The organism is Microbacterium hatanonis, assembly GCF_008017415.1.
Taxonomy (GTDB): Bacteria; Actinomycetota; Actinomycetes; order Actinomycetales; family Microbacteriaceae; genus Microbacterium; species Microbacterium hatanonis.
The window spans coordinates 1,300,916-1,323,635 of record NZ_VRSV01000001.1 but is presented as its reverse complement, the minus strand read 5'-3'; the positions used below and the strand labels follow the sequence as shown (position 1 = coordinate 1,323,635).

General features: G+C 68.1%; 19 protein-coding genes and 4 tRNA genes. 11 read left to right on the top strand and 12 right to left on the bottom strand.

Annotated features, from left to right (window positions below; translation table 11 throughout):
• Positions 1-3: 3 nt before the first annotated feature.
• Positions 4-2,121, bottom strand: a complete 2,118-nt coding sequence (locus FVP77_RS06370; protein ID WP_147893736.1) for a bifunctional lysylphosphatidylglycerol flippase/synthetase MprF — start codon at positions 2,119-2,121, stop codon at positions 4-6.
• Positions 2,122-2,263: 142 nt separating this feature from the next.
• On the opposite strand from FVP77_RS06370, the gene FVP77_RS06365 reads away from it, so the two are divergent.
• Entirely contained in the window at positions 2,264-2,830 is a 567-nt protein-coding gene (locus FVP77_RS06365) for a hypothetical protein (RefSeq protein WP_246133997.1), read from the top strand.
• Positions 2,831-2,850: 20 nt separating this feature from the next.
• Positions 2,851-4,152 carry an alpha/beta hydrolase gene (locus FVP77_RS06360; RefSeq protein WP_147893735.1) on the top strand — a complete coding sequence of 434 codons (1,302 nt, stop codon included), beginning with the start codon at positions 2,851-2,853 and terminating at the stop codon, positions 4,150-4,152.
• A 13-nt stretch (positions 4,153-4,165) separates the two neighbouring features.
• Here the strand turns inward: FVP77_RS06360 and FVP77_RS06355 are convergent, their stop codons facing one another.
• Genes FVP77_RS06355 through FVP77_RS06345 form a run of 3 tightly spaced genes read right to left on the bottom strand, consistent with a single transcriptional unit; the run spans position 4,166 to position 7,761 of the window.
• Positions 4,166-5,785, bottom strand: a complete 1,620-nt coding sequence (locus FVP77_RS06355) for an L-lactate permease (RefSeq protein WP_147893734.1) — start codon at positions 5,783-5,785, stop codon at positions 4,166-4,168.
• A 3-nt stretch (positions 5,786-5,788) separates the two neighbouring features.
• Positions 5,789-7,174, bottom strand: coding sequence for an amino acid permease (locus tag FVP77_RS06350; RefSeq protein WP_147893733.1), 1,386 nt, complete (start codon positions 7,172-7,174; stop codon positions 5,789-5,791).
• A gap of 11 nt (positions 7,175-7,185) precedes the next feature.
• Positions 7,186-7,761: a hypothetical protein gene (locus FVP77_RS06345; protein WP_147893732.1), complete on the bottom strand. Its 576-nt coding sequence runs from the start codon at positions 7,759-7,761 to the stop codon at positions 7,186-7,188.
• 312 nt (positions 7,762-8,073) lie between these two features.
• On the opposite strand from FVP77_RS06345, the gene FVP77_RS06340 reads away from it, so the two are divergent.
• A complete protein-coding gene (locus FVP77_RS06340) occupies positions 8,074-9,477 on the top strand; it encodes an alanine--tRNA ligase-related protein (protein WP_222707697.1) in 1,404 nt (467 codons plus the stop codon).
• A gap of 63 nt (positions 9,478-9,540) precedes the next feature.
• Here FVP77_RS06340 and FVP77_RS06335 read toward each other — a convergent pair whose 3' ends face one another.
• The 4 genes from FVP77_RS06335 to FVP77_RS06320 form a co-directional block, all read right to left on the bottom strand.
• Entirely contained in the window at positions 9,541-11,679 is a 2,139-nt protein-coding gene (locus tag FVP77_RS06335) for a 3-hydroxyacyl-CoA dehydrogenase NAD-binding domain-containing protein (protein ID WP_147893731.1), read from the bottom strand.
• Complete coding sequence (locus FVP77_RS06330; RefSeq protein ID WP_147893730.1) at positions 11,676-12,893, bottom strand: thiolase family protein; 1,218 nt, start codon at positions 12,891-12,893, stop codon at positions 11,676-11,678. The genes FVP77_RS06335 and FVP77_RS06330 overlap by 4 nt, the downstream gene beginning before the upstream one ends.
• 72 nt (positions 12,894-12,965) lie before the next feature.
• Positions 12,966-14,162 carry an HRDC domain-containing protein gene (locus tag FVP77_RS06325; RefSeq protein ID WP_147893729.1) on the bottom strand — a complete coding sequence of 399 codons (1,197 nt, stop codon included), beginning with the start codon at positions 14,160-14,162 and terminating at the stop codon, positions 12,966-12,968.
• Positions 14,155-14,745: a DUF3000 family protein gene (locus FVP77_RS06320; protein WP_147893728.1), complete on the bottom strand. Its 591-nt coding sequence runs from the start codon at positions 14,743-14,745 to the stop codon at positions 14,155-14,157. Before FVP77_RS06320 ends, FVP77_RS06325 begins: the two co-directional genes overlap by 8 nt.
• Before the next feature lie 25 nt (positions 14,746-14,770).
• On the opposite strand from FVP77_RS06320, the gene FVP77_RS06315 reads away from it, so the two are divergent.
• Positions 14,771-15,994: an alpha/beta hydrolase family protein gene (locus tag FVP77_RS06315; protein ID WP_147893727.1), complete on the top strand. Its 1,224-nt coding sequence runs from the start codon at positions 14,771-14,773 to the stop codon at positions 15,992-15,994.
• On the opposite strand, the gene FVP77_RS06310 is transcribed toward FVP77_RS06315, so the two are convergent.
• The 3 genes from FVP77_RS06310 to FVP77_RS06300 form a co-directional block, all read right to left on the bottom strand.
• The gene (locus FVP77_RS06310; protein WP_246133996.1) at positions 15,963-16,673 is read right to left on the bottom strand and encodes a dihydrofolate reductase family protein; all 711 of its coding nucleotides are present in this window, start codon (positions 16,671-16,673) and stop codon (positions 15,963-15,965) included. The genes FVP77_RS06315 and FVP77_RS06310 overlap by 32 nt on opposite strands.
• Positions 16,674-16,675: 2 nt before the next feature.
• On the bottom strand, positions 16,676-17,122 hold the full coding sequence (locus FVP77_RS06305) for a SufE family protein (RefSeq protein ID WP_147893726.1): 447 nt from the start codon (positions 17,120-17,122) through the stop codon (positions 16,676-16,678).
• Positions 17,123-17,202: 80 nt separating this feature from the next.
• Entirely contained in the window at positions 17,203-18,096 is an 894-nt protein-coding gene (locus FVP77_RS06300) for a sulfurtransferase (RefSeq protein ID WP_147893725.1), read from the bottom strand.
• 122 nt (positions 18,097-18,218) lie between these two features.
• Here FVP77_RS06300 and zapE point away from each other — a divergent pair, with 122 nt between their 5' ends.
• From zapE to FVP77_RS06280, 4 genes are all read left to right on the top strand, one after another.
• Positions 18,219-19,253 carry a cell division protein ZapE gene (gene zapE, locus FVP77_RS06295; RefSeq protein ID WP_147893724.1) on the top strand — a complete coding sequence of 345 codons (1,035 nt, stop codon included), beginning with the start codon at positions 18,219-18,221 and terminating at the stop codon, positions 19,251-19,253.
• Between the two features lie 240 nt (positions 19,254-19,493).
• Positions 19,494-20,723 (top strand): ammonium transporter, encoded by a 1,230-nt coding sequence (locus FVP77_RS06290; RefSeq protein ID WP_147893723.1) that lies wholly within the window; start codon positions 19,494-19,496, stop codon positions 20,721-20,723.
• A gap of 79 nt (positions 20,724-20,802) precedes the next feature.
• Positions 20,803-21,336, top strand: a complete 534-nt coding sequence (locus FVP77_RS06285) for a type II toxin-antitoxin system PemK/MazF family toxin (RefSeq protein ID WP_246133995.1) — start codon at positions 20,803-20,805, stop codon at positions 21,334-21,336.
• Positions 21,337-21,481: 145 nt separating this feature from the next.
• Positions 21,482-22,018 carry a GNAT family N-acetyltransferase gene (locus FVP77_RS06280; RefSeq protein WP_147893722.1) on the top strand — a complete coding sequence of 179 codons (537 nt, stop codon included), beginning with the start codon at positions 21,482-21,484 and terminating at the stop codon, positions 22,016-22,018.
• A gap of 105 nt (positions 22,019-22,123) precedes the next feature.
• Here the strand turns inward: FVP77_RS06280 and FVP77_RS06275 are convergent.
• Positions 22,124-22,199 (bottom strand) — tRNA-Val (locus FVP77_RS06275).
• A gap of 147 nt (positions 22,200-22,346) precedes the next feature.
• Between FVP77_RS06275 and FVP77_RS06270 the strand changes: the two genes are divergently transcribed.
• From FVP77_RS06270 to FVP77_RS06260, 3 genes are all read left to right on the top strand, one after another.
• Positions 22,347-22,418 (top strand) — tRNA-Gly (locus tag FVP77_RS06270).
• A gap of 66 nt (positions 22,419-22,484) precedes the next feature.
• A tRNA-Cys gene (locus FVP77_RS06265) sits at positions 22,485-22,555 on the top strand.
• Positions 22,556-22,582: 27 nt separating this feature from the next.
• A tRNA-Val gene (locus FVP77_RS06260) sits at positions 22,583-22,654 on the top strand.
• Positions 22,655-22,720 lie beyond the last annotated feature (66 nt).

Genomic DNA, 22,720 nt, shown 5'->3' with positions numbered 1-22,720 from the left:
GGGTCAGCTCCCTCGCAGCATGTCAATGCCGGCGCCCGCGTACTGCCGGAGCGTGGCATCGGGGAGGAACGCCCTCACGAGAGCCGGACCGATGCGCGCGAGGTCTCCCTCGTCCCGGTAGAGCAGATAGATGGGCTCGTAGCGCGGGTTGAACTTCTGCTTGAAGCGATGCAGGGACCGGAATCCGTACACCGGTTCGAGGATGCTGCTGAGCTGTTCGAGCATCTGGGCGATGCGCCCTTCGTCTTCACCGACCTCGTGCGCGAGGGGCGCCCCCGACAGCGACAGGATCTGCGCGCCCTCCTCGGCGAACACGCGTGCCGACGACCCGATCAAGAACTCCATGACTCCGGCGAACCCGCCGTCGCGCCGCCGCATGAGGTCGAGCGTCCACCCGCGGTGCTCGCCCGCGGGACCGTAGACGGGGAGCCAGCTGAGGAATCCGTCGACATCGCCCTGCGCCGAGATCGCCAGGGCGAGTCGCACTTCGGACGCCTCCGCCTCCTGCAGCGTGCCCAGCGTGAAACGCATCTCAGGCAGTCCTTTGTCTCCCACCCACGATTCGGAGATCGCTCGGAGTTGCTGGCGGATGCCCCATGTCTCGGCGGCGAGGGTGGTCATCCGGAAGGTGATGCCCTCGCGATCGGCCTTGTTGAGCGCGGTGCGCACGTGCGCCCACGGCTTCCCCGTGAAGGCCAGCCCCGGGAGATCGACGATCGTGTCGTCGGCGATGACGAGCGACCGCCATCCGGTGGGGAGCACGTCGCGCACGACCTGGCTGGCGCTGAAGAAGCACGGGATGAGGGCCGAGCGCTCCGCAGCATGGATGAATTCCGCAACGCTCGTCCGCGCGGCCTCGGGCGGCCCGAGGGGATCGGCGAGAGCGACGACGACACCGGCATGCTTCTGGTACGGCACGAGTCGATCCGACGTGCGGAAGTAGTCCATCCCCTCCCACGTCGACATCCACGAGAGAGTGCCGCCGCCGTGGGTCTCGATGAGCTCACGAGCATCGTCGGCCGTCGCCGGGTCGGGCGAGCGCGTGCCGCGCTCGACCCCGAGTTGACGGCGCCTGCGCGTGCCGAACGCGCTCCGAGTGGCGAGAAGGTAGGCGAAGAACAGGAGCCACAGCACCGAGGTCGCGATGGACACATCCGTGTCGCCCCACTCCAGAGGCGCATCGGCGGGGAAAGCGACCGCGAGCACCACGTACAGTCCGGCGACGAGCACGTTGACGCTCGCCCAGATGACCGACAGCGTCCACGCCCATCGCCGTCCGCGACGGAGTCCGTTCGACACGAGGAGGATCACCACGACGTCGACGGCGACCTCGATCCACGATCCGTCCAGGGCCGCGGTCGGTCCGAAAGGACCGTTCGTCGGGATCACCAGGGTGATCAGCTGCACGACGCCGAGTGCGAGGCTGATGGCGAAGGCGAGGAACCGGCGCTCCCGAGTGCTCGCGAGCCTGATGCGGAACGAGCGGTCGATCGCCAGGACCAGGACGACTGCGAACGCATGCTCGAGATCGGCGAGCGTGCCGAAGAACAGCACGCCGATCACGACGTAGCCGAACACGACGATCCACGCCCGCTGTCGCCACGGCGACGCGAACAACCCGACGCACGCCGCGAAACAGGCCATCGTCCCGCCCGACGGCCCGGCATCCAGCGTGCCCGCGAGGGTCACCGCCCATGGCCACGCCAGCATGCCCGCGAGGGCGAGGAACGCCGTGGTCGCGAGGACGGCGAACAGCTGACCACCCACGAAGTACAGCAGTGTCACCCGCGTTCCCCGCTGCCACTCCAGCAGCCCCACCCAGAAGAACGCGATCATGGTCGGCACGTAGGCCCACGGGTCGACGACGAAGAACGTGCCCGTGACCGGCGTCCACCACCGCCCTTCCTGGAGCGACGGGAGGCCGTAGGCGACGGCCGGCCACCACGCCTGCGCTGACGCCGCCGTCCACAGACCCTGCGACGCGATCCCCGCCGCCAGGACGAGCACCACCAACGACGCGGTGGCCGGGATGCGGGAGACGACCCTGATCACGCGGGGCACGGGAGAGCGGTCGGGCTCCTTCGCGACCTCGGCTCCGCCGGTCTTCTGCGACTCGCTCATGTTTCTCAGGATATGGAGACGCCGGCGATCCGCACAGGCTTTCCGTCCAGCGATTCGATGAGTCGCCCCCGATACGTGCGCGGGGACGAGGTTCTCGCATCCTCGTCTTCCCCGAAGCCGCCCGGGCGAATAACGTGCGACTGTGAGTGACCCCGTCAACCCTCCGTCTCGCGAGTCGGAACGTCGCCGGCGCGACGTGCCGATCGGCGTCGTCATGGTCGGGATGGCGGTGATCGTGTGGTGGCCCGCGTTCACCCTGGGTGCGTGGCACGAGGTCTTCTTCGACGACATCCTCGCCGTGTGGGCCGCATCGACGGCCGGGTTCGTGTTCGTGCTGGTCGAGCACCGCCGCGTCGGGCAGAAGCTGCTCAGAGCCTTCGTGCTCCTGGTGCCGTCTTTCTGGCTGCTGCTGAACTTCATCGTCGACGACCAGAGCACCGATCTCGCAGCGGGGTTGCTGGCACTCATGGGGATCTTCGTCGTACTCGTCGGCCTCCCGTTCACGCTCTGGGTGCTCGTTCAGATCACCTGGCCGGACCTCGGCGGCGAGACTCCCCGCCGCGCGAAGGTCAGCATCGCGTTCGTCGTCGTCGCCGTCGTCGGCGGTTCGTTCCTCCTCGGGGTGAACCAGTCCCGTTTCCTCACCTGTGAGGACTTCGCCATCAGCGGCAACTCGGAGCCGCCGGGCTGCACCCCCGCGGGTGCCTGATCACCACGAAGGAGAACCCGGTGGACGCACTTCTGAGATTGCCGATCATCGACTCACCGGCCATGTGGCTGGTCTACGGCGGCGTTGTCGTCCTCGCGATCGTCCTGCTCGCTCGCCCCGTCGGCGACGGCTGGTGGGCGCGGGCGTCGATCGGCCTCGTCGGCGGTGCCGCGGCAGGACTGGTCCTCTTCCTGGTGGCGAATGCCGTCGAGGCCTTCGGCACCGACCTGCCCCTCACCGTGGGGTTCTGGGCGGCCGGATGCTTCGCAGCCGTCGGTCTGGGGGTCGCGTCCTTTCCTCGCTCCCGGCCCTGGCGGCGCGTCGTCGCCGGGGTGGCCGTGGTCTGGTTCCTCGTGAGCGGCGTCATCGGTGTGAACGCCTACTACGGACTCAACCCGACACTCGGATCCCTGCTGGGGGTCGTCGTCGACGCGCCCATCGACGTTCCCCAGACGGGTGGCTCCACCGCCGCGCCCGCGCAGCCCATCTACACGACGTGGAGGGCCCCCGAGGATCTGGCGGCGGCCGGGCAGCAGGGAACGCAGAACATCCCCGGTACGCAGTCGGGGTTCGTCGCCCGTCCCGCCGGGATCTACCTCCCACCTGCCGCGCTGGCCCCCGATGCTCCTGCACTGCCTCTCGTGATCATGATGATGGGCTATCCCGGCAACCCCGACGTGTCGTTCATCGCCGGCGTGCTCGACCAGTACGCCGCCGACCATGACGGCCTCGCCCCGATCGTCATCGTCGCGGATCAGATCGGGGGCACCGGGAGCAGCCAGGATCCCGCGTGCGCCGACTCCGCGGCGTACGGCGCGGCCGAGACGTACATCACGAAGGACGTCACCGCCTGGGCCCGCGCCAATCTGAAGATCATCGACGACCCCCGCTACTGGGTCATCGCCGGATACTCCAACGGAGGCGGCTGCGCGATAAAGTACGGCGCCGCCTACCCGGAGATGTTCTCCAACATCATCGATGTGTCGGGGGAGGAGTTCCCCGGGTCCGAGGACGTGTCCGGCGTGCTCGCCACGATCTACGGCGGCGACCAGGCCGCCTTCGACGCGTCGAAGCCCGTCAACATCATGAGCTCAGCCTCGCCGGGCACCTACGCGGGAACGACCGCGGTCTTCACCGCGGGAAGCGAGGACCCCGGCTTCGTCGCCGCATCCCAGACCGTCGCCGCGGCGGCGCAGCAGGCCGGGATGTCTGTCACGTCTTACGTGGTCCCCGGCGCCGACCACCTCGTCTCCGCCATCACCGGCGGCCTCGACGAGGGGTTCCGGGTTCTCTACCCCGTGCTCGGCCTCTCGGCTCCCTGAGGCGGGGAGGGATTCAGCTCGCGTGTGGCATCACGAGCGAGAGCAGGAAGACCCAGACGCAGACGAAGACGAGCATCCCGAGGCTGTACTTGATGGAAGCGCGCAGGATCTCGCCCTCGCGGCCCGTCAAGCCCACCGCTCCCGCGGCGATGGCGATCGACTGGGGTGACACGACCTTCGCGACGGTGCCGCCCGCAGTGTTCGCAGCCACCAGCAGGGTCGGATCGACGCCGATCTGCTGGGCCGTCACCGACTGCAGGTGCGCGAAGAGGGTGTTGTTGTTCACGACCGACCCGGTGATGAACACTCCGAACCATCCGATGATGGGCGCGAAGAGCGGGAAGAGGAGCCCGACGGCCGCCAGGGCGTTGCCGATGCTCGCCGAGCCTCCCGAGAAGTTCGCGATGTTGGCGACGACCAGGATCAAGGCGATGAGGATCACCGGTCGCCACAGGTCTCGAACGGTCGCCGCCAGCTGAGCCCAGAGATCACGGGTACGCAGCTGCGGGGTCGTCCAGAACGTGATCAGCACCGCCACCAGGATCGCGGTTCCGGTCGCATTCACCGGGGTGAACGCCCAGGCTGTAGCGACCGGGGCGTCCGACCCCGCGGGCACGATGGCTCCCGTCACCCCGGGGATCGGCACGCTGAACACGAGCCATGAGAGCGGCCCGTCCGCAGCGAAGAGCGACTTGAACCACGGGATGCTCCAGACGAAGATCACCGCGGTGAGGATGTAGAACGGGCTCCACGCCACGACCACCTCGCCGAAGTCGTGCTTGTCGACGGCAGGCACGTCACCGCCGTCCTCGCGGTAGATGCGCTGGGGCTGCCACACCCGGCCGATCACGAAGATGACGACCATTCCGAACAGGCCCGGCACGATGTCGGCGAGCTCGGGGCCGAGGAAGATCAGGATGCCGGCTTGGACGACGCTGTACGCAGCGCTGACACCCAGCGTCACCGGCCATGTCTCCCGCACCCCGCGCCACCCGTCGAGGATCATGACGAGAATGAAGGGCACCGCGAAGGTCAGCAGCTGAAGCACCAGCACCATGTCGAGGGTGAGCCCCGACAACCCGACCTCACCGACCTGGGCGCCGATGATGACCGGGATCCCGATGGCTCCGTATGCGCCGGCAGCGACATTCGCCACGAGCGAGAGCATCGCCGCCTTCACGGGGCCGAAACCCAGCTGAACGAGAAGTGCCGCGCAGATCGCGATCGGCACGCCGAAGCCCGCCGCCCCCTCGAGGAAGGCTCCGAACGAGAAGCTGATCAGCAGTACCTGGATGCGCTGGTCGGGGGAGATCCCCGAGATGCTCGCTCGGATGACGTCGAATCGGCCGCTGGCCACGGCGAGCTTGTACAGCCATACGGCGGCGACGATGATGTACGCGATCGGCCAGACGGCGGTGAGGATGCCCAGGAGACCCGCCCCGGCGATGGATTCCGCCGGCATCCCGAACGGCCATGCCGCGATCACCACCTGGAGCACGACGGCGATGATTCCCGCCGTGATCCCCTTGAGCTTGAAGACCACGAGACACAGCAGGAAGACGAGGATCGGCACGACCGCGACGAGAGCCGAGAGCCAGAGCTGCCCGGTGGGATCGATCGACTGGGTCCACATAGGTCACCGCTCCGGGTTCGGCCGCGCGACGCGGCGCCGCACGACGAGATAGACGCCGCCCAGGATGACGAACCACAGCGGCGTCCAGAGCAGCGGTACCCGCGTGCTCTCGAAGAGCGCGAGGATCACGACCATCGCACCGAAGAACGCCAGCACCAGCCAGCACAGCGGAACACCCCACCGGAGCCGGTAGGTGGAGGAAGCGTGGAGGTCGGGGCGGCGGCGGCGATAGACGAGGTACGCGACCAGGATGACCGACCAGACGAAGAGGAAGAGTATGGACGACACCGTGGTGATGAGCTGGAACGCGTCGTCGAAGATCATGCCGATAGAGCCGCTCACCAGCACGATGACGCACGAGAGCACGAGCGCGAATCCGGGCACCGCCGTACGGGTGAGTCGGGAGAAGACTGCCGGAGCCTGATGGGTCGTCGCCAACCCGTAGACCATCCGGCTCGATGAGAACACGCCGCTGTTGGCTGCGGATGTCGCCGAGCTGATGACGACCGCGTTGATGACCCCGGCCGCACCCGCGAAACCTACGAGGGTGAAGAGCGCGACGAACGGGCTCTCGGACGGGTCGACCTCGGTCCACGGCGTCACGCAGACGATCACACCCAGGGCGAGCACGTAGAAGAACAGGATGCGCAGCGGCACCTGGTTGATCGCCTTCGGCAGATTCTTCTCGGGGTCTTTCGCCTCGGCCGCGGTGGTGCCGACCAGTTCGATCCCCGCGAACGCGAAGATGGCGATCTGGAAGCCGCCGAGGAAGCCCACGAACCCGTTCGGGAAGAACCCGCCCTCGTCCCACAGATGAGTCACGCTGGCCTGGTCGCCGTTCGGCGAGGTGAACCCGATGACGATCAGGACGACTCCGACGACGATCAGCACGAGGATGGTGACGACCTTGATGAGCGCGAACCAGAACTCCGCCTCTCCGAACGCCCTCACCGCGACCAGATTGAGCCCGAGGACGAAGACCACGGCGATCGTCATGGGGACCCAGCCGGGCAGCTCGGGCCACCAGAATCTCGCATACGTCTGGATGCCCACGACGTCGGCGGCTGCGATGGAGAGGAGGCACAACCAGTAGGTCCACCCGACGAAGAATCGCGCCCAGTCCCCGAGATAGTCGGCGGCGAAGTCTTGAAAGGTGCGGTACCCGAGATTGGAGAGCAGCAGCTCTCCCATCGCCCGCATCATGACGAACAGCATCAGTCCGACGACGACGTAGACCAGGAGGATGGACGGTCCGGACGCATGGATCCCGATGCCGGAACCGAGGAAGAGACCGGTGCCGATCGCGCCGCCGATCGCGATGAGCTGGATGTGGCGGTTGCTGAGGCCGCGCTCGAGCTCCGTCGTTCCCGCGGTGGCCTGCGTCGTCATCCGTCGTGTCCTCAGACCGGGAGTGCGCCGTAGGCGAGGGTGACAGTCCAGCTGCCGTGAGAGAGATCGGCGAGCTGATAGTGCACCCGTCGATCGGGGACCCACCCCCTCACGAGAGCCGGGTCGATCATGACCTCCTCCGGCCGTATGCGTGCGCGCCCGTCAGCGTGCCGGACGGCCTGGACGCGCGTCCAGTGGGTCAGGAGGGCATCGCGGCTGACGCCGGGGAACAGGTGAGAGTGCTGACGCATCTGCTCGAGCTCGTCGGCGGCGGGCCGCGCGGAGCGAAGGTCGATTCCCAACGGCACGACGCTGTCGGCCACCACGACGACGGTCGACGAGCCGGCGGCGGCGCTGGTGATCGCCAGGGGAACCACTGCTCCGGCCACTCTCGCCACCAGCCGGGTGTGGTATCCGAACTGTGCGGGCGACTCCCGCTCCACCCGCACGTCGTCCTCTCTGACGTGGAGCCTCGCTGCGACGATCTCCCTGGCCAGCTGACGTTTGCGATCGTGGTCTTCGGCGTGCGCATCGGATCCGAGCCGCGCGGAGATCCCGTCCGGTGCATTCAGCAGAACCGTCTCCATGCACGTTCTCCCGCCTCCATCGCGCGAGCCGCGACGGGTGAACTCATCATCGTCGCACCCGGAGCATCTGCGCCAGGTGCAAAATTGCACCTGCCGCGCAGCACGCCGCACTGGCAGACTGTGCGCGAGGACCGAGCCGATCGTGGTGGAGGACTCAGGATTCGCACCTGACAGGGCGCCTCATGTGCGCGTCCCCCGAGACCGTGATCATATCCACAGCGAGGGCAGAAGCGCGAGAGGCAACACGACGCCGAAGGTACGGACGACGCTGTCCGACTCGATCGAACGGACGACCAACGAAGGGTGCCACCCATGACATTGACCGCTGACGAGATCCGCCGCGCGTTCCTCGAGTACATGGAGGAGCGAGGACACACGGTCATCCCACGTGCCCCGCTGATCCCGCGGGACGACCCGACCACCCTCTTCACCGGGAGCGGCATGCAGCCCCTCCTTCCGTACCTGCTGGGTGCGCGGCATCCCGCCGGCACTCGGCTCGCCGACAGCCAGACCTGCCTCCGCGTTCAGGACATCGAGGAGGTCGGCGACAACCGGCACACGACCTTCTTCGAGATGCTCGGCAATTGGAGCTTGGGGGACTACTTCAAGCAGCAGCAGATCCCTCAGATCTGGGCATTTCTCACCGAGCGTGTGGGTCTGTCGGCCGACCGGATCTTCGTCTCGTGCTTCAGCGGAGATCCGGACCACGGGATCCCGAAGGACGAAGAGTCCGCGGGTATCTGGTCGCGGCTGTTCGAAGAGCAGGGCATCCGCGCCGACCACGTCGACCTCGGCACCGAAGAGCATGCGGCCGCGGTCGGCACCGGGGGAGCGCGGATCGCCTTCTACAGCAAGAAGAACTGGTGGTGTCGAGGCGGCAGCGCCGCCGATATGCCCGTCGGCGAACCCGGCGGACCCGACACGGAGATCTTCTACCTCTTCCCCCAGATCGAGCATGACCCGGCGTTCGGAGAGCACTGCCACCAGAACTGCGACTGCGGGCGTTTCATCGAACTCGGCAACTCGGTGTTCATGGAGTACCAGCGCACGGAGGAGGGTTTCGCCCCGCTTCCGCGCCGCAATGTCGACTACGGCGGAGGGCTGGCGCGGATCGCCGCTGCCGCGATGGACAGCCCCGACGTCTTCCGCATCGGACTCCTCTGGCCGATCATCGAGCGGCTGCAGGAGCTCTCAGGACGCACGTACGACGAGCACACCCGTGCCATGCGGGTCATCGCCGATCACCTGCGGGGGGCGACGTTCCTCGCCGTCGACGGGGTGACCCCGAGCAACAAGGCGCAGGGCTACGTGATGCGCAGGCTCATCCGGCGCGCGATCCGTTTCGCCTTCGACCTCGGCCTGGAGGAGAACTTCTTCCCGCAGATCATCCCCACAATCGCCGGCATCTACGAGGAGCACTTCCCCGAGGTGGGCGAGCACACGGCCGACGTGCAACGCATCCTGGAGAAGGAGGAGCAGGCGTTCCGTCGAACGCTGCGGAAGGGCCTCCGGCAGCTCAACCAGTACTCCCGAACGGGGGTGACGGGTCGTGAGCTGTTCGTGCTCTACGACACGTTCGGCTTCCCCGTGGAGCTGTCGACGGAGGAAGCAGCCCGCAACGCGATCGTCGTCAGCGAGAACTGGCGCGAGGAGTTCGACGAGCAGATGGCCATCCAGCGCGCGCAGTCGCAGCGCGGCACGACCCTGCACGTCTGACGCCGGCCGCATGGCCGACGGCCCGCCACCGAGCAGGTGACGGGCCGTCGATCGTGGTGCGCCTCAGCTCCCCACGCCGCGCAGCGGCGGGTGGTGGAACGTATCGCCGAAGGCGCGTTCGGACGCCCCCTCGCGATCGAGGTAGGCGGAGGCGCCGCCGTCGATGAACGGCCAGGCGGCACCCAGGATGAGACCGAGATCGATGTCTTCGACCTCCGGTACGACGCCCTCGTCGAGCATGATCCTGATCTCCTGCGCGAGGCCGTCCTGCACACGCGCCAGGATCGTCGCCTCGGACGCCGGGGCAGAACCGGTCTCGAGCACCTTCTGGGCGCTCTTGCTCCAGCCCGTCACCTTGCCATTCTTGTCCTTCTCGACGACCTCCGGCAGCTCCGCCAGGCGGTGGAAGTTCTCCGACGCGAAGAACCGGTCGGGGAACGCACCCGCCATCGTGTCCTGCACGTGGGCGGCGACCTTCCAGCCGACGAGGTCGATCAGCTGGAACGGGGTCATCGGGAGGCCGAGGGGCGCGAACGCCTTCTCGACGGTCAGCAGCGGAGTGCCCTCGTAGACGGCGCGCGCCGCTTCTCCCATGACCTTGGCGAGCAGGCGGTTCACGACGAAACCGGGTGCGTCGGCGGTGAGGATCGCGTTCTTGCCGAGGTTCTTCGCGACGACGAACGCGGTCGACAGCGCAGCATCCGTCACCGTCGGGGTCTTCACGACCTCGATCAGCGGCATGACGGCGACCGGGTTGAAGAAGTGGAACCCGACCAGGCGTTCAGGGTGGGCCAGCTTCGCGCCGATCTCCTCCACCGACAGGGACGAGGTGTTCGTCGCGAGGATCGCGTCGTCCGCGATGAGCGGCTCGATCTCCGCGAAAACCTGCTGCTTCACTCCGACCTCTTCGAAGACCGCCTCGATGACGAAGTCGCAGTCGGCGAACTCGGTCTTGTCGGTGGTGCCGTGCACGAGAGCGCGCAGACGGTTCGCCGAGTCGCCGTCGAGCCGTCCCTTCGCCTCGAGCTTGCCGATCTCGTCACGGATGTAGGCGAGGCCCTTGTCGACGCGCGCCTGATCGAGGTCGGTGATGAGCACCGGCACCTGGAGCTTGCGCACGAAGAGCAGCGCGAACTGGCTGGCCATGAGGCCTGCCCCGATGATCCCGACCTTGGCGACCTTCTTGGCCAGCGACTTGTCGGGTGCTCCGACCGGTCGCTTGGCGCGCTTCTGGATGAGATCGAAGGCATACATCGATGCGACGAACTGATCGCCGCTGATGAGGTCGGCGAGGGCTTCGTCCTCGCGGGTGAAGCCCTCGGCCTTCGTGCCGCTCTTGGCCTTGTCGAGGAGGTCGAGGGCGACGTACGGAGAGCGCGGAACGGTGCCGATGCGGCTCTCCAGCATCCCGCGCGCCATCTTGATCGCGATCGGCCACTTGGTCAGTCGCTCGATCTTGCCCGGCTCGTTCTTGCGATCGACCTTCACCCGTCCGGTCAGGACGCCGTCGGCCCAGCGGAGCGAATCCTCGAGGTAGTTCGACGCGGGGAAGATGGCATCGACCATCCCGAGCTCGAAGGCCTGACGAGGCTTGAGGGTGCGGTTCTGCTTCAGCGGATTCGAGATGACGACCTCGAGGGCGTTCTCGATGCCGATGAGGTTCGGCAGCAGGTACGCGCCGCCCCAGCCCGGGATCAACCCGAGGAAGACCTCCGGCAGCGCGATCGCTGCGGCCGAGGCATCCACCGTGCGATACGTGGAGTTCAGCGCGATCTCCACGCCGCCGCCGAGCGCGAGGCCGTTGACGAACGCGAAAGAAGGAACGCCGAGCTCGGAGAGCGACCCGAGCACCTGGTGTCCGCGCTGGGCGATGAGGCGGGCGATGTCCTTCGACGGCAGCTGAGCGACCTGCGAGAGATCAGCGCCGGCCGCGAGGATGTACTGCTTCCCGGTGATGCCGACGGCATCGATCTCGCCTGCGGCCGCGCGCGCCTTCAGCCCGGTGAGCGTCTCGCCGAGCTCCTTCAGCGTGCCGGGCCCGAGGGTGTTCGGTCGCGTGTGGTCACGACCGTTGTCGAGCGTGATGAGCGCCAGCACCTTGCCCGAAGCCAGGCGAACGTCGCGCACTCGCGAGTGCGTGACCACCTCGTCCACGGCGAGGGCGTCGAGGGGAGCGAAGTCGATCTCGTCGTAGTTCGTCATGCCCGTCCTCCCTTGCGCTTCTTGCCGGTGAAGTGCGGGTTCTCCCAGATCACCGTGCCGCCCTGACCGAGCCCGACGCACATGGCGGTGAGGCCGTACCGCACGTCGGGTCGCTCGGCGAAGTGCGCGGCGAGCTGGATCATGAGACGCACACCGGATGCTGCGAGCGGGTGCCCCAGCGCGATCGCACCGCCCCACGGGTTCACCCGAGGGTCGTCGTCGGCGATGCCGAAGTGGTCGAGCAGCGAGATCACCTGGATCGCGAACGCCTCGTTGAGCTCGAAGAGCCCGATGTCGTCGATGGACAACCCTGCCTTGCGGAGCGCCTTCTCGGTCGCCGGGATGGGGCCGATGCCCATGATCTCGGGCTCGACGCCGGCGAACGCGAACGACACCATGCGCATCTTCGGGGTGAGGCCGAGTTCCTTCACCGCGTCGCCGCCCGCGAGGAGGCTCACGGTCGCTCCGTCGGTGAGGGGCGAGGAGGTGCCGGCGGTCACGCGACCGTGCGGACGGAAAGGGGTCTTGAGAGAAGCGAGACCCTCCATCGTGGTCTCGGGACGGCGCCCCTCGTCCTCAGTTGCGAGGCCCCAGGCACCCTCGGCGTCCTTCACGGCCACCGAGACGAGGTCGGGCTGGAACTTGCCCGCCTCGTAGGCGGTCTGCGCCTTGTGCTGGCTCAGCATGCCGAAGCGGTCGGCACGTTCCTTCGTGAGGTGTGGGAAGCGGTCGTGGATGCGCTCAGCCGTGACGCCCATGTTGAGGGCACCCGGGTCGACGAGGCGCTCCGCGACGAAGCGCGGGTTCGGGTCGGCGTTGGCCCCGATGGGGTGACGGCCCATGTGCTCGACGCCGCCGGCCAGGGCGAGATCGTATTGTCCGAAGCCGATGGAGGCGCCCATCGTCGTCACGCTCGTCATGGCGCCCGCGCACATGCGGTCGATCGCCAGACCGGGAACCGACATCGGGAGCCCCGCGAGGATCGCCGCGGTGCGGCCGAGGGTGAGCCCCTGATCGCCGGTCTGCGACGTGGCCGCGATCGCCACGTCGTCGATCCTGTCTTTCGGCACCGCATCATTGCGCTCGAGCAGACCGATGATCGCCTTCACGACCAGGTCATCCGCGCGGGTGTTCCAGTACATTCCTTTTTCGCCCGCGCGCCCGAAAGGGGTGCGCATTCCATCGACGAAGAAGACGTCCGAGAGCTCGGCCACTCTGCCTCCAAAACTAGGGATGACGCCAGCCTAGGGAGGGCGCCGAATCGCCCGGAATCGGTTGGGTCGAACCTACGAAGGGTCGGCGGCGACCTCGGCCGGGGCGTTGACGGAATCCACAAAGGCATCGGCGATCAGCTGTGCAGTCTGCTCAATCTGCCATGGCCGCGCACCGTGCTCGGCGAGGATCGCGCCGACCGATTCCGCGTTGAGCGACGCCGGGGGAGACCACGCGACGCGCCGCAGAGTCTCAGGGGTCAGAAGGTTCTCGGTCGGCATGCCGAGCTGCTCAGCCCGTTCCTCCACGACCGGGCGAGCCGCACGCAGGCGTGCGTCGGCCGACGGGTTGCGATCAGCCCACGCGCGCGGCGGCGGCAGCGCATCGGACGGGACGCGGTCGCTCGGGAGCTCCTCGGTCGCCCGCCCCTCCTGGATCGCGTTCCACCAGCGGTCGAGCTGCGTGCGACTGGCCCGTCCGTTGAACTCCTTCAATGCCGCGAGGGCCTGCTTCGACGGGGGATCGGCGATCACCGCCGCGACGAGCGAGCGATCGGGCACGAGTCGACCGGGGGAGACGTCCTGTTCACGGGCGTAGTCCTCCCTGGCCTGCCACAGCGCGCGAGCCACGGCCAGCGAACGGCGTCCGCGCACGGTGTGCAGGCCGCTCAACCGGCGCCAGGGATCCTCGCGCGGAGGCTTGGGCAGACGCTCGAGCACCGCGGCGAACTCCTGCGCCGCGATCTCGGTCTTCTCCTGCTCGACGAGCTGGTCGGCCAACGCGTCGCGCACATCGACCAGATGCTCGACGTCGAGGGCCGCGTACTCGAGCCACGACTGCGGAAGCGGGCGCGTCGACCAATCGGCCGCGGAGTGCGCCTTGGCGAGCGTGATGCCGAGCGTCGACTCCACCACCGCGCCGAGACCGACGCGCTCGTGACCGAGGATCCGGGCGGCGAGCTCGGTGTCGAAGATGCGCGACGGCTCGAGCGAGCGCTCGCGCAGCGACGGCAGATCCTGGCTCGCCGCGTGAAAGACCCATTCGGCGTCGCCGATCGCAGCCTGCAACAGGGTGAAGTCGGCGATCGTGGCGGGGTCGAACAGGAAGACCCCGGCTCCCCGGCGGAAGACCTGGATGAGGTACGCACGCTGGGAGTAGCGGAACCCGGACGCTCGCTCCACGTCGACGGCCACGGGGCCGTCGGCGGAGGCGAGCGCCTCGGCCGCATCGGCGAGAGCGGCGTCGTCTTCGATCACGACGTATTCAGTCACGGGCTGCCCTCCGGGCTCCGAGCGTGGCGATTCCCTCGGTTCCCGGAGGGAGACCTGCCAGCATGCAAACGAGCTCGGCCCACGCCTCCACGTGTGGTCCGAATGGTCCTTCAGGCGACCAGGAGGCGCGCAGCTCTATCTGCGCGCCATCTCCCTGTGCCGCCAACGAGCCGAATCCTTTGGACAGGGTCTTCGTGGCCGTTCCCGACGCCGAGTGGTGCCGGGCACCGCGCGATGAGAGAGCGTCGACCAGCCACGACCAGGCGACGTCGGCTAGAAGCGCGTCCGATCCGATCTCGGGCTCGAGAGGCGCCTGGGCGAAGCACACGATCCGCCAGGGCGCACCCCACGGATCGGGCTCCTCGGGGTCGTGCAGAAGAATGAACCGACCGATCCCGTAGGGCGAGTCGACGCCCTCGACGTCGGGTCGCACGTCGGCCGCGAGCGCGAGGGCCTCGGGGGCGAGTCCTGTCGGAGCGGAGATCTCGCGCACGAGCAGATCGTCACGGAACGAGGTCGAACGAAGTTCGTCGACCGCCCGTGCGAACGGCGTCAACGCCTCGGGAGGACGAACATCGGTCACCCGCACAGACTAGAGTGAGGCCGAGATGAACGCGTCCAGGCACGCCGCGCCCGATGGCGGCTCCCGACAGTACGCCGGCGCCCTGCGCACCTCCATCGCTCTCGTCGCGATCGCCTCCGCAGCGGTGGTCACGGCCGTCGGAGCGATCGCGATCCGCGTCGCTCGTCGCGTGGTCACTCCCGCTCCGCGCCTCCCCGACACCCGGATCGTCGCGGTCGACGCACCGGCGCAGACCGTGACCCTGGCCCGCACGCCCGACACCGAGCTTCCGGGTCGATACGGGCTGTTCACGACGGGCTCGAAGTCCTACGTGAAGCTCGGTCAGGTGCTGTCGTCCGACGCCACGTCCGTCACCCGCAAACTGCTCACCCACGTCGGGGCGGGAGAGCAGCTCGCGCCGGACGCCGCCTTCAGCGGCTGGTACTTCGACAGCCCCGATGAGCTCCACGTCCCGTACCGGAGCGAGCTCATCGGCAGCTCGGTCGGTCCGTGCCCGGCATGGGTGTTCCCGGCAGAGGTCGAAACCGACGTCTGGGTCGTGCAGGTGCACGGCCGCGGGACGACCCGCGCGGAGGCGCTGCGCGCCGTCCCGGTCTTCCGCGCACTCGGCATCACGTCTCTCCTGGTGTCGTACCGTAACGACGGCGAGGCGCCGCGCAGCCGGGCCGGAACCTATGCCCTCGGCGCCACCGAGTGGCGCGACGTCGACGCCGCCATCGGCTACGCGCGCCGAGCGGGAGCCCGCAGGGTGATCGTCATGGGCTGGTCGATGGGTGGAGCCGTCGCCCTGCAGGTCGAGCTGTCGTCCCCGCACCAAGAGCTGCTCGTCGGCCTCATCCTCGAGTCGCCCGTTGTGGACTGGCGGGTGGTGCTCGACTACCAGGGACGGATGCTGCGCCTCCCGACGCCCGTGACGAACCTCGCGATCGGCGCGCTCGGCTCAGATTGGGCGACGCCGGTGACACGCGCGGGGCATGCGATTCCCTTCGACCGGCTCGACGGAGTCGCGCGAGCGGACGAACTGACGCATCCGATCCTCATCCTGCACAGCGACGACGACGGCTTCGTGCCGTCGGAAGCCTCCCACGGTCTGGCAGCAGCCCGGCCCGACCTCGTGCAGCTCGAGACCTTCTCGGTGGCCCGTCACACGAAGCTCTGGAACTACGACCAGGACCGCTGGACGCGGACGATCACCGAGTGGCTGCGCCGGCAGGGCCTCACGAACGAGCCCGCAGCCGGAAGTAGCTGAACGCCGCGTCGTCGACGAGCATCCCCGTCGGCTCCGTGCGGGGCGCGCTCCCTGCGGTCAGCGGAAGGAAAGGGTGCTCCGCGGGTTCGAGCACCGGTGCGATCGTCACGCAGTACTCGTCGATCACGCCCGCTGACGCGAAGCGCCCGGCGAGGGTGGGACCGCCTTCGCAGACGATGCGCGGGTGTCCTCGGTGGGCGAGGGCGGAGACGATCGCCGCCGGATGGAGGTCATCGCCGCCGTCCACGGCCACGACCTCCGCGGCCGTCAGACCCGAGCGCTCCTGCACCGCATCCGCTCTCCCGGCCGGACAGACGAGGAGGATCGACGCACCGTCGTCTTCGAAACGGTGACCGCTGAGGTCTCCCGAGACAGTGACGACTGCGAGTCGCGTCGACCGGGGGAGCAGATACCCCTCGGCCCGCACGGTAGCCGCCCCGACCACGACCACGTCGGCATGCGCGCGGATGATGCCGAGGATCGCGCGATCGATGCGGCTGGTGAGCGTCTCGCTCGTGCCGTCGCCTCCTGCCGCGGCGCCGGTGATGCTCGTGATCATGTTGAGCCGCACGTAGGAGGCGTCGTCGCGGGCGTAGACGGATTCCAGCCACGCCCGCCCCTCCGGCGTAGCGGGGTCGTGGGCGATCCCCGTTGCGGGGAGCACCTCGGAGACGCGCACGGTCAGACGCGCTTCGCGCGCACCTGGCGCTTCGCTCGCATCAGCATCCCGGTCATCCCGGCGATACGCAGCGGGCTCACTGCCCGCATAAGACCGATGGTCTGAGGGAAGTCGTCAGGGATGGCCAGCACCTCATCGGCGGTGAGGCCGCTGATGCCCTGGACGAGGATGCTGGCGAATCCGCGGGTGGTCGGCGCCTCGGCCGGAGCCGTCGCGTGCATCGCCACGATGCCGTCCTCGTCCACGTCGACGACGATGTACACGGGCGACTGGCACTCCGCGACGCGCTCGCACATCTCGGGGTGACCGTCGTACTCCGGCGGCACGGCCGGAAGCTCCTGCGAGTACTCCAGGAGCAGCTGAAGCCGTTCAGGTTCGGCGAGCTCGAGGAACTCGTCGCGGATTTCAGCGAGGGTTTCGGGGAGAGCGGTCTCGGTCACCCTCGTCATCCTTCCACGCCGCCGGGGGGCCGGCTCGGACGGCTCGGTGACGGGGGACCGGCGGCGAGGCGCCTGCCGGTCCCACCCCGTCAGCGGGAGCCGGGCTCGGCGCCCGTCACGATCGGCACGCGCACCGCGCTGCCCCACTCGGTCCAGGATCCGTCGTAGTTGCGGACGTCGTCGAACCCGAGCAGGTGCTTCAGCACGAACCAGGTGTGGCTCGACCGCTCGCCGATACGGCAGTACGCCACGATCGGCTCGCCGTCGGTGAGACCGGCACCGTCGCGGTAGATCGCGTCGAGTTCTGCGCGCGACTTGAATCCGCCGTCCTCCGCGACCGCCTTCGCCCACGGTACGTTCTGCGCGGTGGGGATGTGTCCTGCGCGGAGCGCTCCCTCCTCGGGGTAGGCGGGCGCCGTCGTGCGCTCTCCCGAGTACTCCTCCGGGGAACGGACGTCGATCAGCGGGTGGCCGAGGTGCGACAGCACGTCGTCCTTGTATGCGCGGAGCTTGCTGTCGTCGCGCTCGACGACGGGATAGTCCGTCGCCGTCACCGCGGTCGCATCGGTCGTGATCGGACGGCCCTCGCCGATCCATTTGTCCCGCCCGCCGTCGAGCAGTCGAACGTCGTCGTGACCGAACAGCGAGAAGACCCACAGCGCATAAGCGGCCCACCAGTTGTTCTTGTCGCCGTAGATGACGACCGTGTCATAACGCGAGATGCCCTTGCGGCTGAGGAGCTCGGAGAAACCCGCGCCGTCGACGTAGTCGCGGACGACCGGGTCGTTCAGCTCGGTGTGCCAGTCGATCTTCACGGCACCGGGGATGTGCCCGGTCTCGTAGAGGAGGACGTCTTCGTCGGACTCCACGACGACGAGGCCGGGCTCTCCGAGGCGGGCTTCGAGCCATTCCCCGGTCACGAGTCGGCCGGGCTCGGAGTACTCGGCGAACTTGGACGATGTGGTGTCGAATTCGATGGTCACGGAAGGCTCCTCGGAGTCGGGGCTGCAGTGCGACGGCGTAGGGTGGACACCGCCCTTCCGACCCTATGCGGGCCGTGATAACAGCGCACTCGATGCGTAAGACTGCGACACAGGACGGCCGAATGACCGCTGCATCCGCCACCACCGGCATCGTCCATCTCGCGGACCGCGACCCGGCGGTCTCGGGGACCGACATGGTCGCCTCGCTCGTGCCGCCGCCGCAGTTCGACGGCGCGACCTTCCAGTCGTACCGCGCCGACCCCGCGTATCCCTCGCAGGAGGATGCGAAGGAGCGACTCAGCGCGTTCGCGCGGCCCGCAGCATCCGCCCCTCGCGGCGGGTTCTTCCGGCGCGCGAAGAAAGAGCCGGAGACCAAGCCCGGCGTGTACCTCGACGGCGGGTTCGGCGTCGGCAAGACGCACTTGCTGGCGGCCATCTTCCACGCGATGCCGGCCCGCCGGAAGTACTTCGGCTCGTTCATCGAGTACACCGCGCTCGTGGGCGCGCTGGGATATCAGAAGACCGTCGAGCTGTTCCGCGGCTCGGATCTGCTCTGCATCGACGAGTTCGAGCTCGACGATCCGGGCGACACCATGGTGATGACACGACTGCTCGGTGAGCTGGTCACGTCGGGCACGCGTCTGGCGGCGACCTCCAACACCCCGCCCAACGCGCTCGGCGAAGGACGCTTCGCCGCGCAGGACTTCCTGCGTGAGATCCAGGCCATGTCGGCGAGCTTCGAGACGCTCCGCATCGACGGAACCGACTATCGCCAGCGCGCGATCGACGGCGAGGCGAAGGTGTGGACGGATGCGGCGTACGCGGAGGCTCTCGACGAGGCCTCGCTGAGAGGCGTCGTCTCGGACGACGCGTTCGACGGGCTGGTCGCGCATCTCGCCCGTGTGCACCCCTCCCGCTATCTGCGGCTGCTCGACGGGGTGGACGTCATCGGACTTCGCGGCGTTCACACGCTCTTCGACCAGGCCGCCGCCCTCCGGCTCGTCGCCTTCGTCGACCGCGCCTACGACGCGCAGATCCCCATCCGCGCCACGGGGGAGTCGCTGAGCTCGGTGTTCGGCGACGACATGCTCGCCGGCGGGTACCGCAAGAAGTACCTGCGCGCGGTCTCTCGTCTGGTCGCCCTGACGCACTCCTGACGCCCTCGCCGAGGCCGCTTTCGCCGCCGACGCCAGGGCGAGCACCGCTTTCGTCGAGATCTCGCGGCCGCACGAAACGCGATGTTTACACGAGCCCGAGTCTTGTAACGCCCTCGAAACAAGACCCCGCCGACGTTGGAAACCGCGCGTCGCGAAACTGTTGACGCCCCGCGAGATCGCTACCCGACACAGCGCATGCCGCGGGTCCCTCAGTAACACGACACACAGATGAGGAACCTCATGGACAGCGGAAATCTCGCCTGGGCCGTCGCCGCAACGGCGCTCGTGCTCTTTATGACGCCCGGTGTGGCGTTCTTCTACGGCGGTCTGGTCAAGGCCAAGAGCGTCGTCAGCATGATGATGATGAGCTTCGGCGCGCTCGGACTGATCAGCGTGCTCTGGATCCTGTACGGCTTCAACATGAGCGCCGTCGACAGCACCTGGGCCTTCGCCGGAAACCCCTTCGCCGACCTCGGTCTGGCGTCGCTCGATGACAACGCCCTCGTCGGAGCCGCTTACGGCGCGACGTTCGCGATCATCACCGTCGCGCTCATCTCGGGTGCGATCGCCGACCGCGCCAAGTTCGGCGCCTGGATGATCTTCGCCGGCATCTGGGCCACCGTGGTCTACTTCCCCGTCGCAGCCTGGGTCTGGGGCGGCGGCTGGATCATGGGCCTCGGTGAGACCTTCGGCTTCGACGTCAGCGTCATCGACTACGCCGGTGGAACCGCGGTGCACATCAACGCCGGTGCCGCCGCGCTCGCGCTGTCGCTCGTGCTCGGACGCCGCGTGCTCTTCCAGAAGGGCGTTCACAAGCCCCACAACGTGCCGCTCGTCATGCTCGGTGCCGCCATCCTGTGGTTCGGCTGGTTCGGCTTCAATGCCGGCGCCGAGGGCACGTTCGGCCTGCTGGGCACCGAGGACTCCTCGGTCGGCCTCATCATCGTCAACACGATCGGTGCGACCGCGGCCGCCATCATCGGTTGGCTCATCGTCGAGAAGCTCAAGGACGGCAAGGCCACGTCGGTCGGCGCCGCATCCGGTGCCGTCGCCGGTCTGGTCGCCATCACCCCCGCGTGTGCGAACCTCACCCCCGGCTGGGCTCTGCTGCTGGGTATCGTCACGGGTGCCGTCTGCGCCCTGGCCATCGAGCTCAAGTGGAAGTGGGGCTTCGACGACTCGCTCGACGTGGTCGGCATCCACCTCGTCGGTGGTCTCATCGGAACCATCTACCTCGGCTTCTTCGCCACCGAGACCGGCCTGTTCGTCGGCGGCAACGCCGACCAGCTGGTGGTCCAGGTCATCGCCGCCCTCGGCGTGCTGATCTACTCGTTCGTCGTCGCCTTCATCATCGGCTTCGCGATCGAGAAGACCATCGGCTTCCGCGTCAAGAACGAAGACGAGATCGCCGGCATCGACACCACCGTTCACGGTGAGGAGGGCTACGCCCTCGTCGAGACCAACCCCTGATCTCGACACTCGACGGACGGCGTCGCGGGCTTCGGCCTGCGGCGCCGTCCGCGTTTTGGCCGCGGTCTAGGGTGGCGAGGTGAGCCTTCTCAGCCGCCTCGGTTCCGTTCTCGCCCGCGCCCTCCGTCCGAGCGGACGGGCGCCCGTCTCGGATTCCGCGCGCGTCACCGCCGTCGACAGCCCCGGACGGTCCGGCGCGACCGCCACGAGGGCGGTGAGCCCTCCGTCGGCCCGGGGTCTGACGATCGCGTACGCGCCGATGCGCGACGGCGACGCAGACGCCGGCGAGATCGTGTGGACCTGGGTGCCGTACGAGGAGAACGACGGACGCGGGAAGGACCGCCCCGTGCTGGTGATCGCGCCACACGATGCCGATCACGTGTACGCGGTGCGCCTCACGAGCACCCCGCACCAGGGCTCGCGCGACTTCGTGCCGCTCGGGGCGGGGGAGTGGGACCCCCAGCGGCGCCCCTCGTGGGTCGACATCGAGCAGCTCTACAGCGTCCACGTGCGCGGCCTGAGGCGCGAAGCATCCGCTCTTCCGCGCGACCGCTTCGCCGTCGTCGCCGCCGCGCTGCGCCAGCGCTACGGCTGGCGCATCTCCGCGCGCTGAACGCGTGCCAGGGCCTCCGAACACACCCTCCGGCCGAAACACCACGCCGGGCGGTGTTTCTCGGCCGAAACGGGTGTCTCGACGTCGGATGGATGCTGCGCCGGCAGCGATCCACGCGGCGCCCGTGCTGAGGCAGGATTGAGGCGTGAGTGTCGTGCTTCGCCCGTGGAACCGCAGCGATGCTTCGGCGCTGAGCGACGCCTTTCAGAGCACTCCCGATCTGGCGACTCAGTTCGGCGACGCCGACCTGTCGACCAGGCCAGCCGCTGAGGCGTTCATCGAACAGGCGTTGCGACTCGACGAGCACGTGAAGAACTGGGCTGTCGTCGAGGATGGCGTTGCCGTCGGCAACGTCGGAGCGTCCGCGATCGAGTTTCGGCACGAGACCGCGTGGATGTACTACTGGCTTGCGGCCTCAGCGCGCGGCAGGGGGTATGCGACCGGGGCTCTCATCGCCGCGAGCGACTGGGCCTTTGAGAACGGGCTGTACCGGCTCGAGCTCGGGCACCGGGTGAACAATCCGGGCTCATGTCGGGTGGCGACCGCGGCGGGTTTCCGAGTCGAGGGCATCGAGCGAGAGAAGCTCCGTTACGGGAGCGACCGTTACGACGTCGAGACGCACGCCCGGCTGGCTGTCGACCCCGCTCCCGAGGCTGCAGCCGTGGTGTCGATGACAGGATGAGTGACCACTCCGCTGGTGACCCGCTGGGTGCGCCCCACAGATGCCCCACGGCCCGCGTGAACCCCACGCCGGAAACCAAAAACCCCCGGCTGACCGGGGGTTTCATGGTGGGCGATGCGGGACTTGAACCCACGACCTCTTCCGTGTGAAGGAAGCGCGCTACCAGCTGCGCCAATCGCCCTGACGCCCCGAAGGGCTTCATCGATCGTACCCGATTCGCGGACCGTTCACGGACGCAGTAACCCTCGACACGCGGGTGGCGTCTCGGTTTGTCGCTGCGCTCGGAATGGGCTAAAGTCGTACGAGTGCCCGGGGCAACCAGGGACACGCGGATGTAGCGCAGTGGTAGCGCATCACCTTGCCAAGGTGAGGGTCGCGAGTTCGAATCTCGTCATCCGCTCGAGTGCGAGGTCGTCATACGGAGTGATCCGGAAGGCGACCACGACACGTGGGCCGAACCCCACGCGGTGGCGTGGCCGAGCGGCTAGGCACCGGCCTGCAAAGCCGTTTACACGGGTTCGAATCCCGTCGCCACCTCGACGACAACTTAATAGCCCATTACGGGCGCGATTGGCGCAGCGGTAGCGCGCTTCCCTGACACGGAAGAGGTCACTGGTTCGATCCCAGTATCGCGCACAGACAAACCCCCGGGAGACCGGGGGTTTTTTCGTTCCCTTGGACGGCCCGTGCATTTCCTCGCAC

Excerpts from the sequence above, each read along its gene's own strand:
- FVP77_RS06350 (WP_147893733.1), bottom strand. The coding sequence starts at position 7,174 with ATGACGACGCAGGCCACCGCGGGAACGACGGAGCTCGAGCGCGGCCTC.
- FVP77_RS06315 (WP_147893727.1), top strand. The coding sequence starts at position 14,771 with ATGAACGCGTCCAGGCACGCCGCGCCCGATGGCGGCTCCCGACAGTAC.
- FVP77_RS06335 (WP_147893731.1), bottom strand. The coding sequence starts at position 11,679 with ATGACGAACTACGACGAGATCGACTTCGCTCCCCTCGACGCCCTCGCC.
- FVP77_RS06305 (WP_147893726.1), bottom strand. The coding sequence starts at position 17,122 with ATGACGAGGGTGACCGAGACCGCTCTCCCCGAAACCCTCGCTGAAATC.
- FVP77_RS06370 (WP_147893736.1), bottom strand. The coding sequence starts at position 2,121 with ATGAGCGAGTCGCAGAAGACCGGCGGAGCCGAGGTCGCGAAGGAGCCC.
- zapE (WP_147893724.1), top strand. The coding sequence starts at position 18,219 with ATGACCGCTGCATCCGCCACCACCGGCATCGTCCATCTCGCGGACCGC.
- FVP77_RS06355 (WP_147893734.1), bottom strand. The coding sequence starts at position 5,785 with ATGTGGACCCAGTCGATCGATCCCACCGGGCAGCTCTGGCTCTCGGCT.
- FVP77_RS06345 (WP_147893732.1), bottom strand. The coding sequence starts at position 7,761 with ATGGAGACGGTTCTGCTGAATGCACCGGACGGGATCTCCGCGCGGCTC.
- FVP77_RS06290 (WP_147893723.1), top strand. The coding sequence starts at position 19,494 with ATGGACAGCGGAAATCTCGCCTGGGCCGTCGCCGCAACGGCGCTCGTG.
- FVP77_RS06340 (WP_222707697.1), top strand. The coding sequence starts at position 8,074 with ATGACATTGACCGCTGACGAGATCCGCCGCGCGTTCCTCGAGTACATG.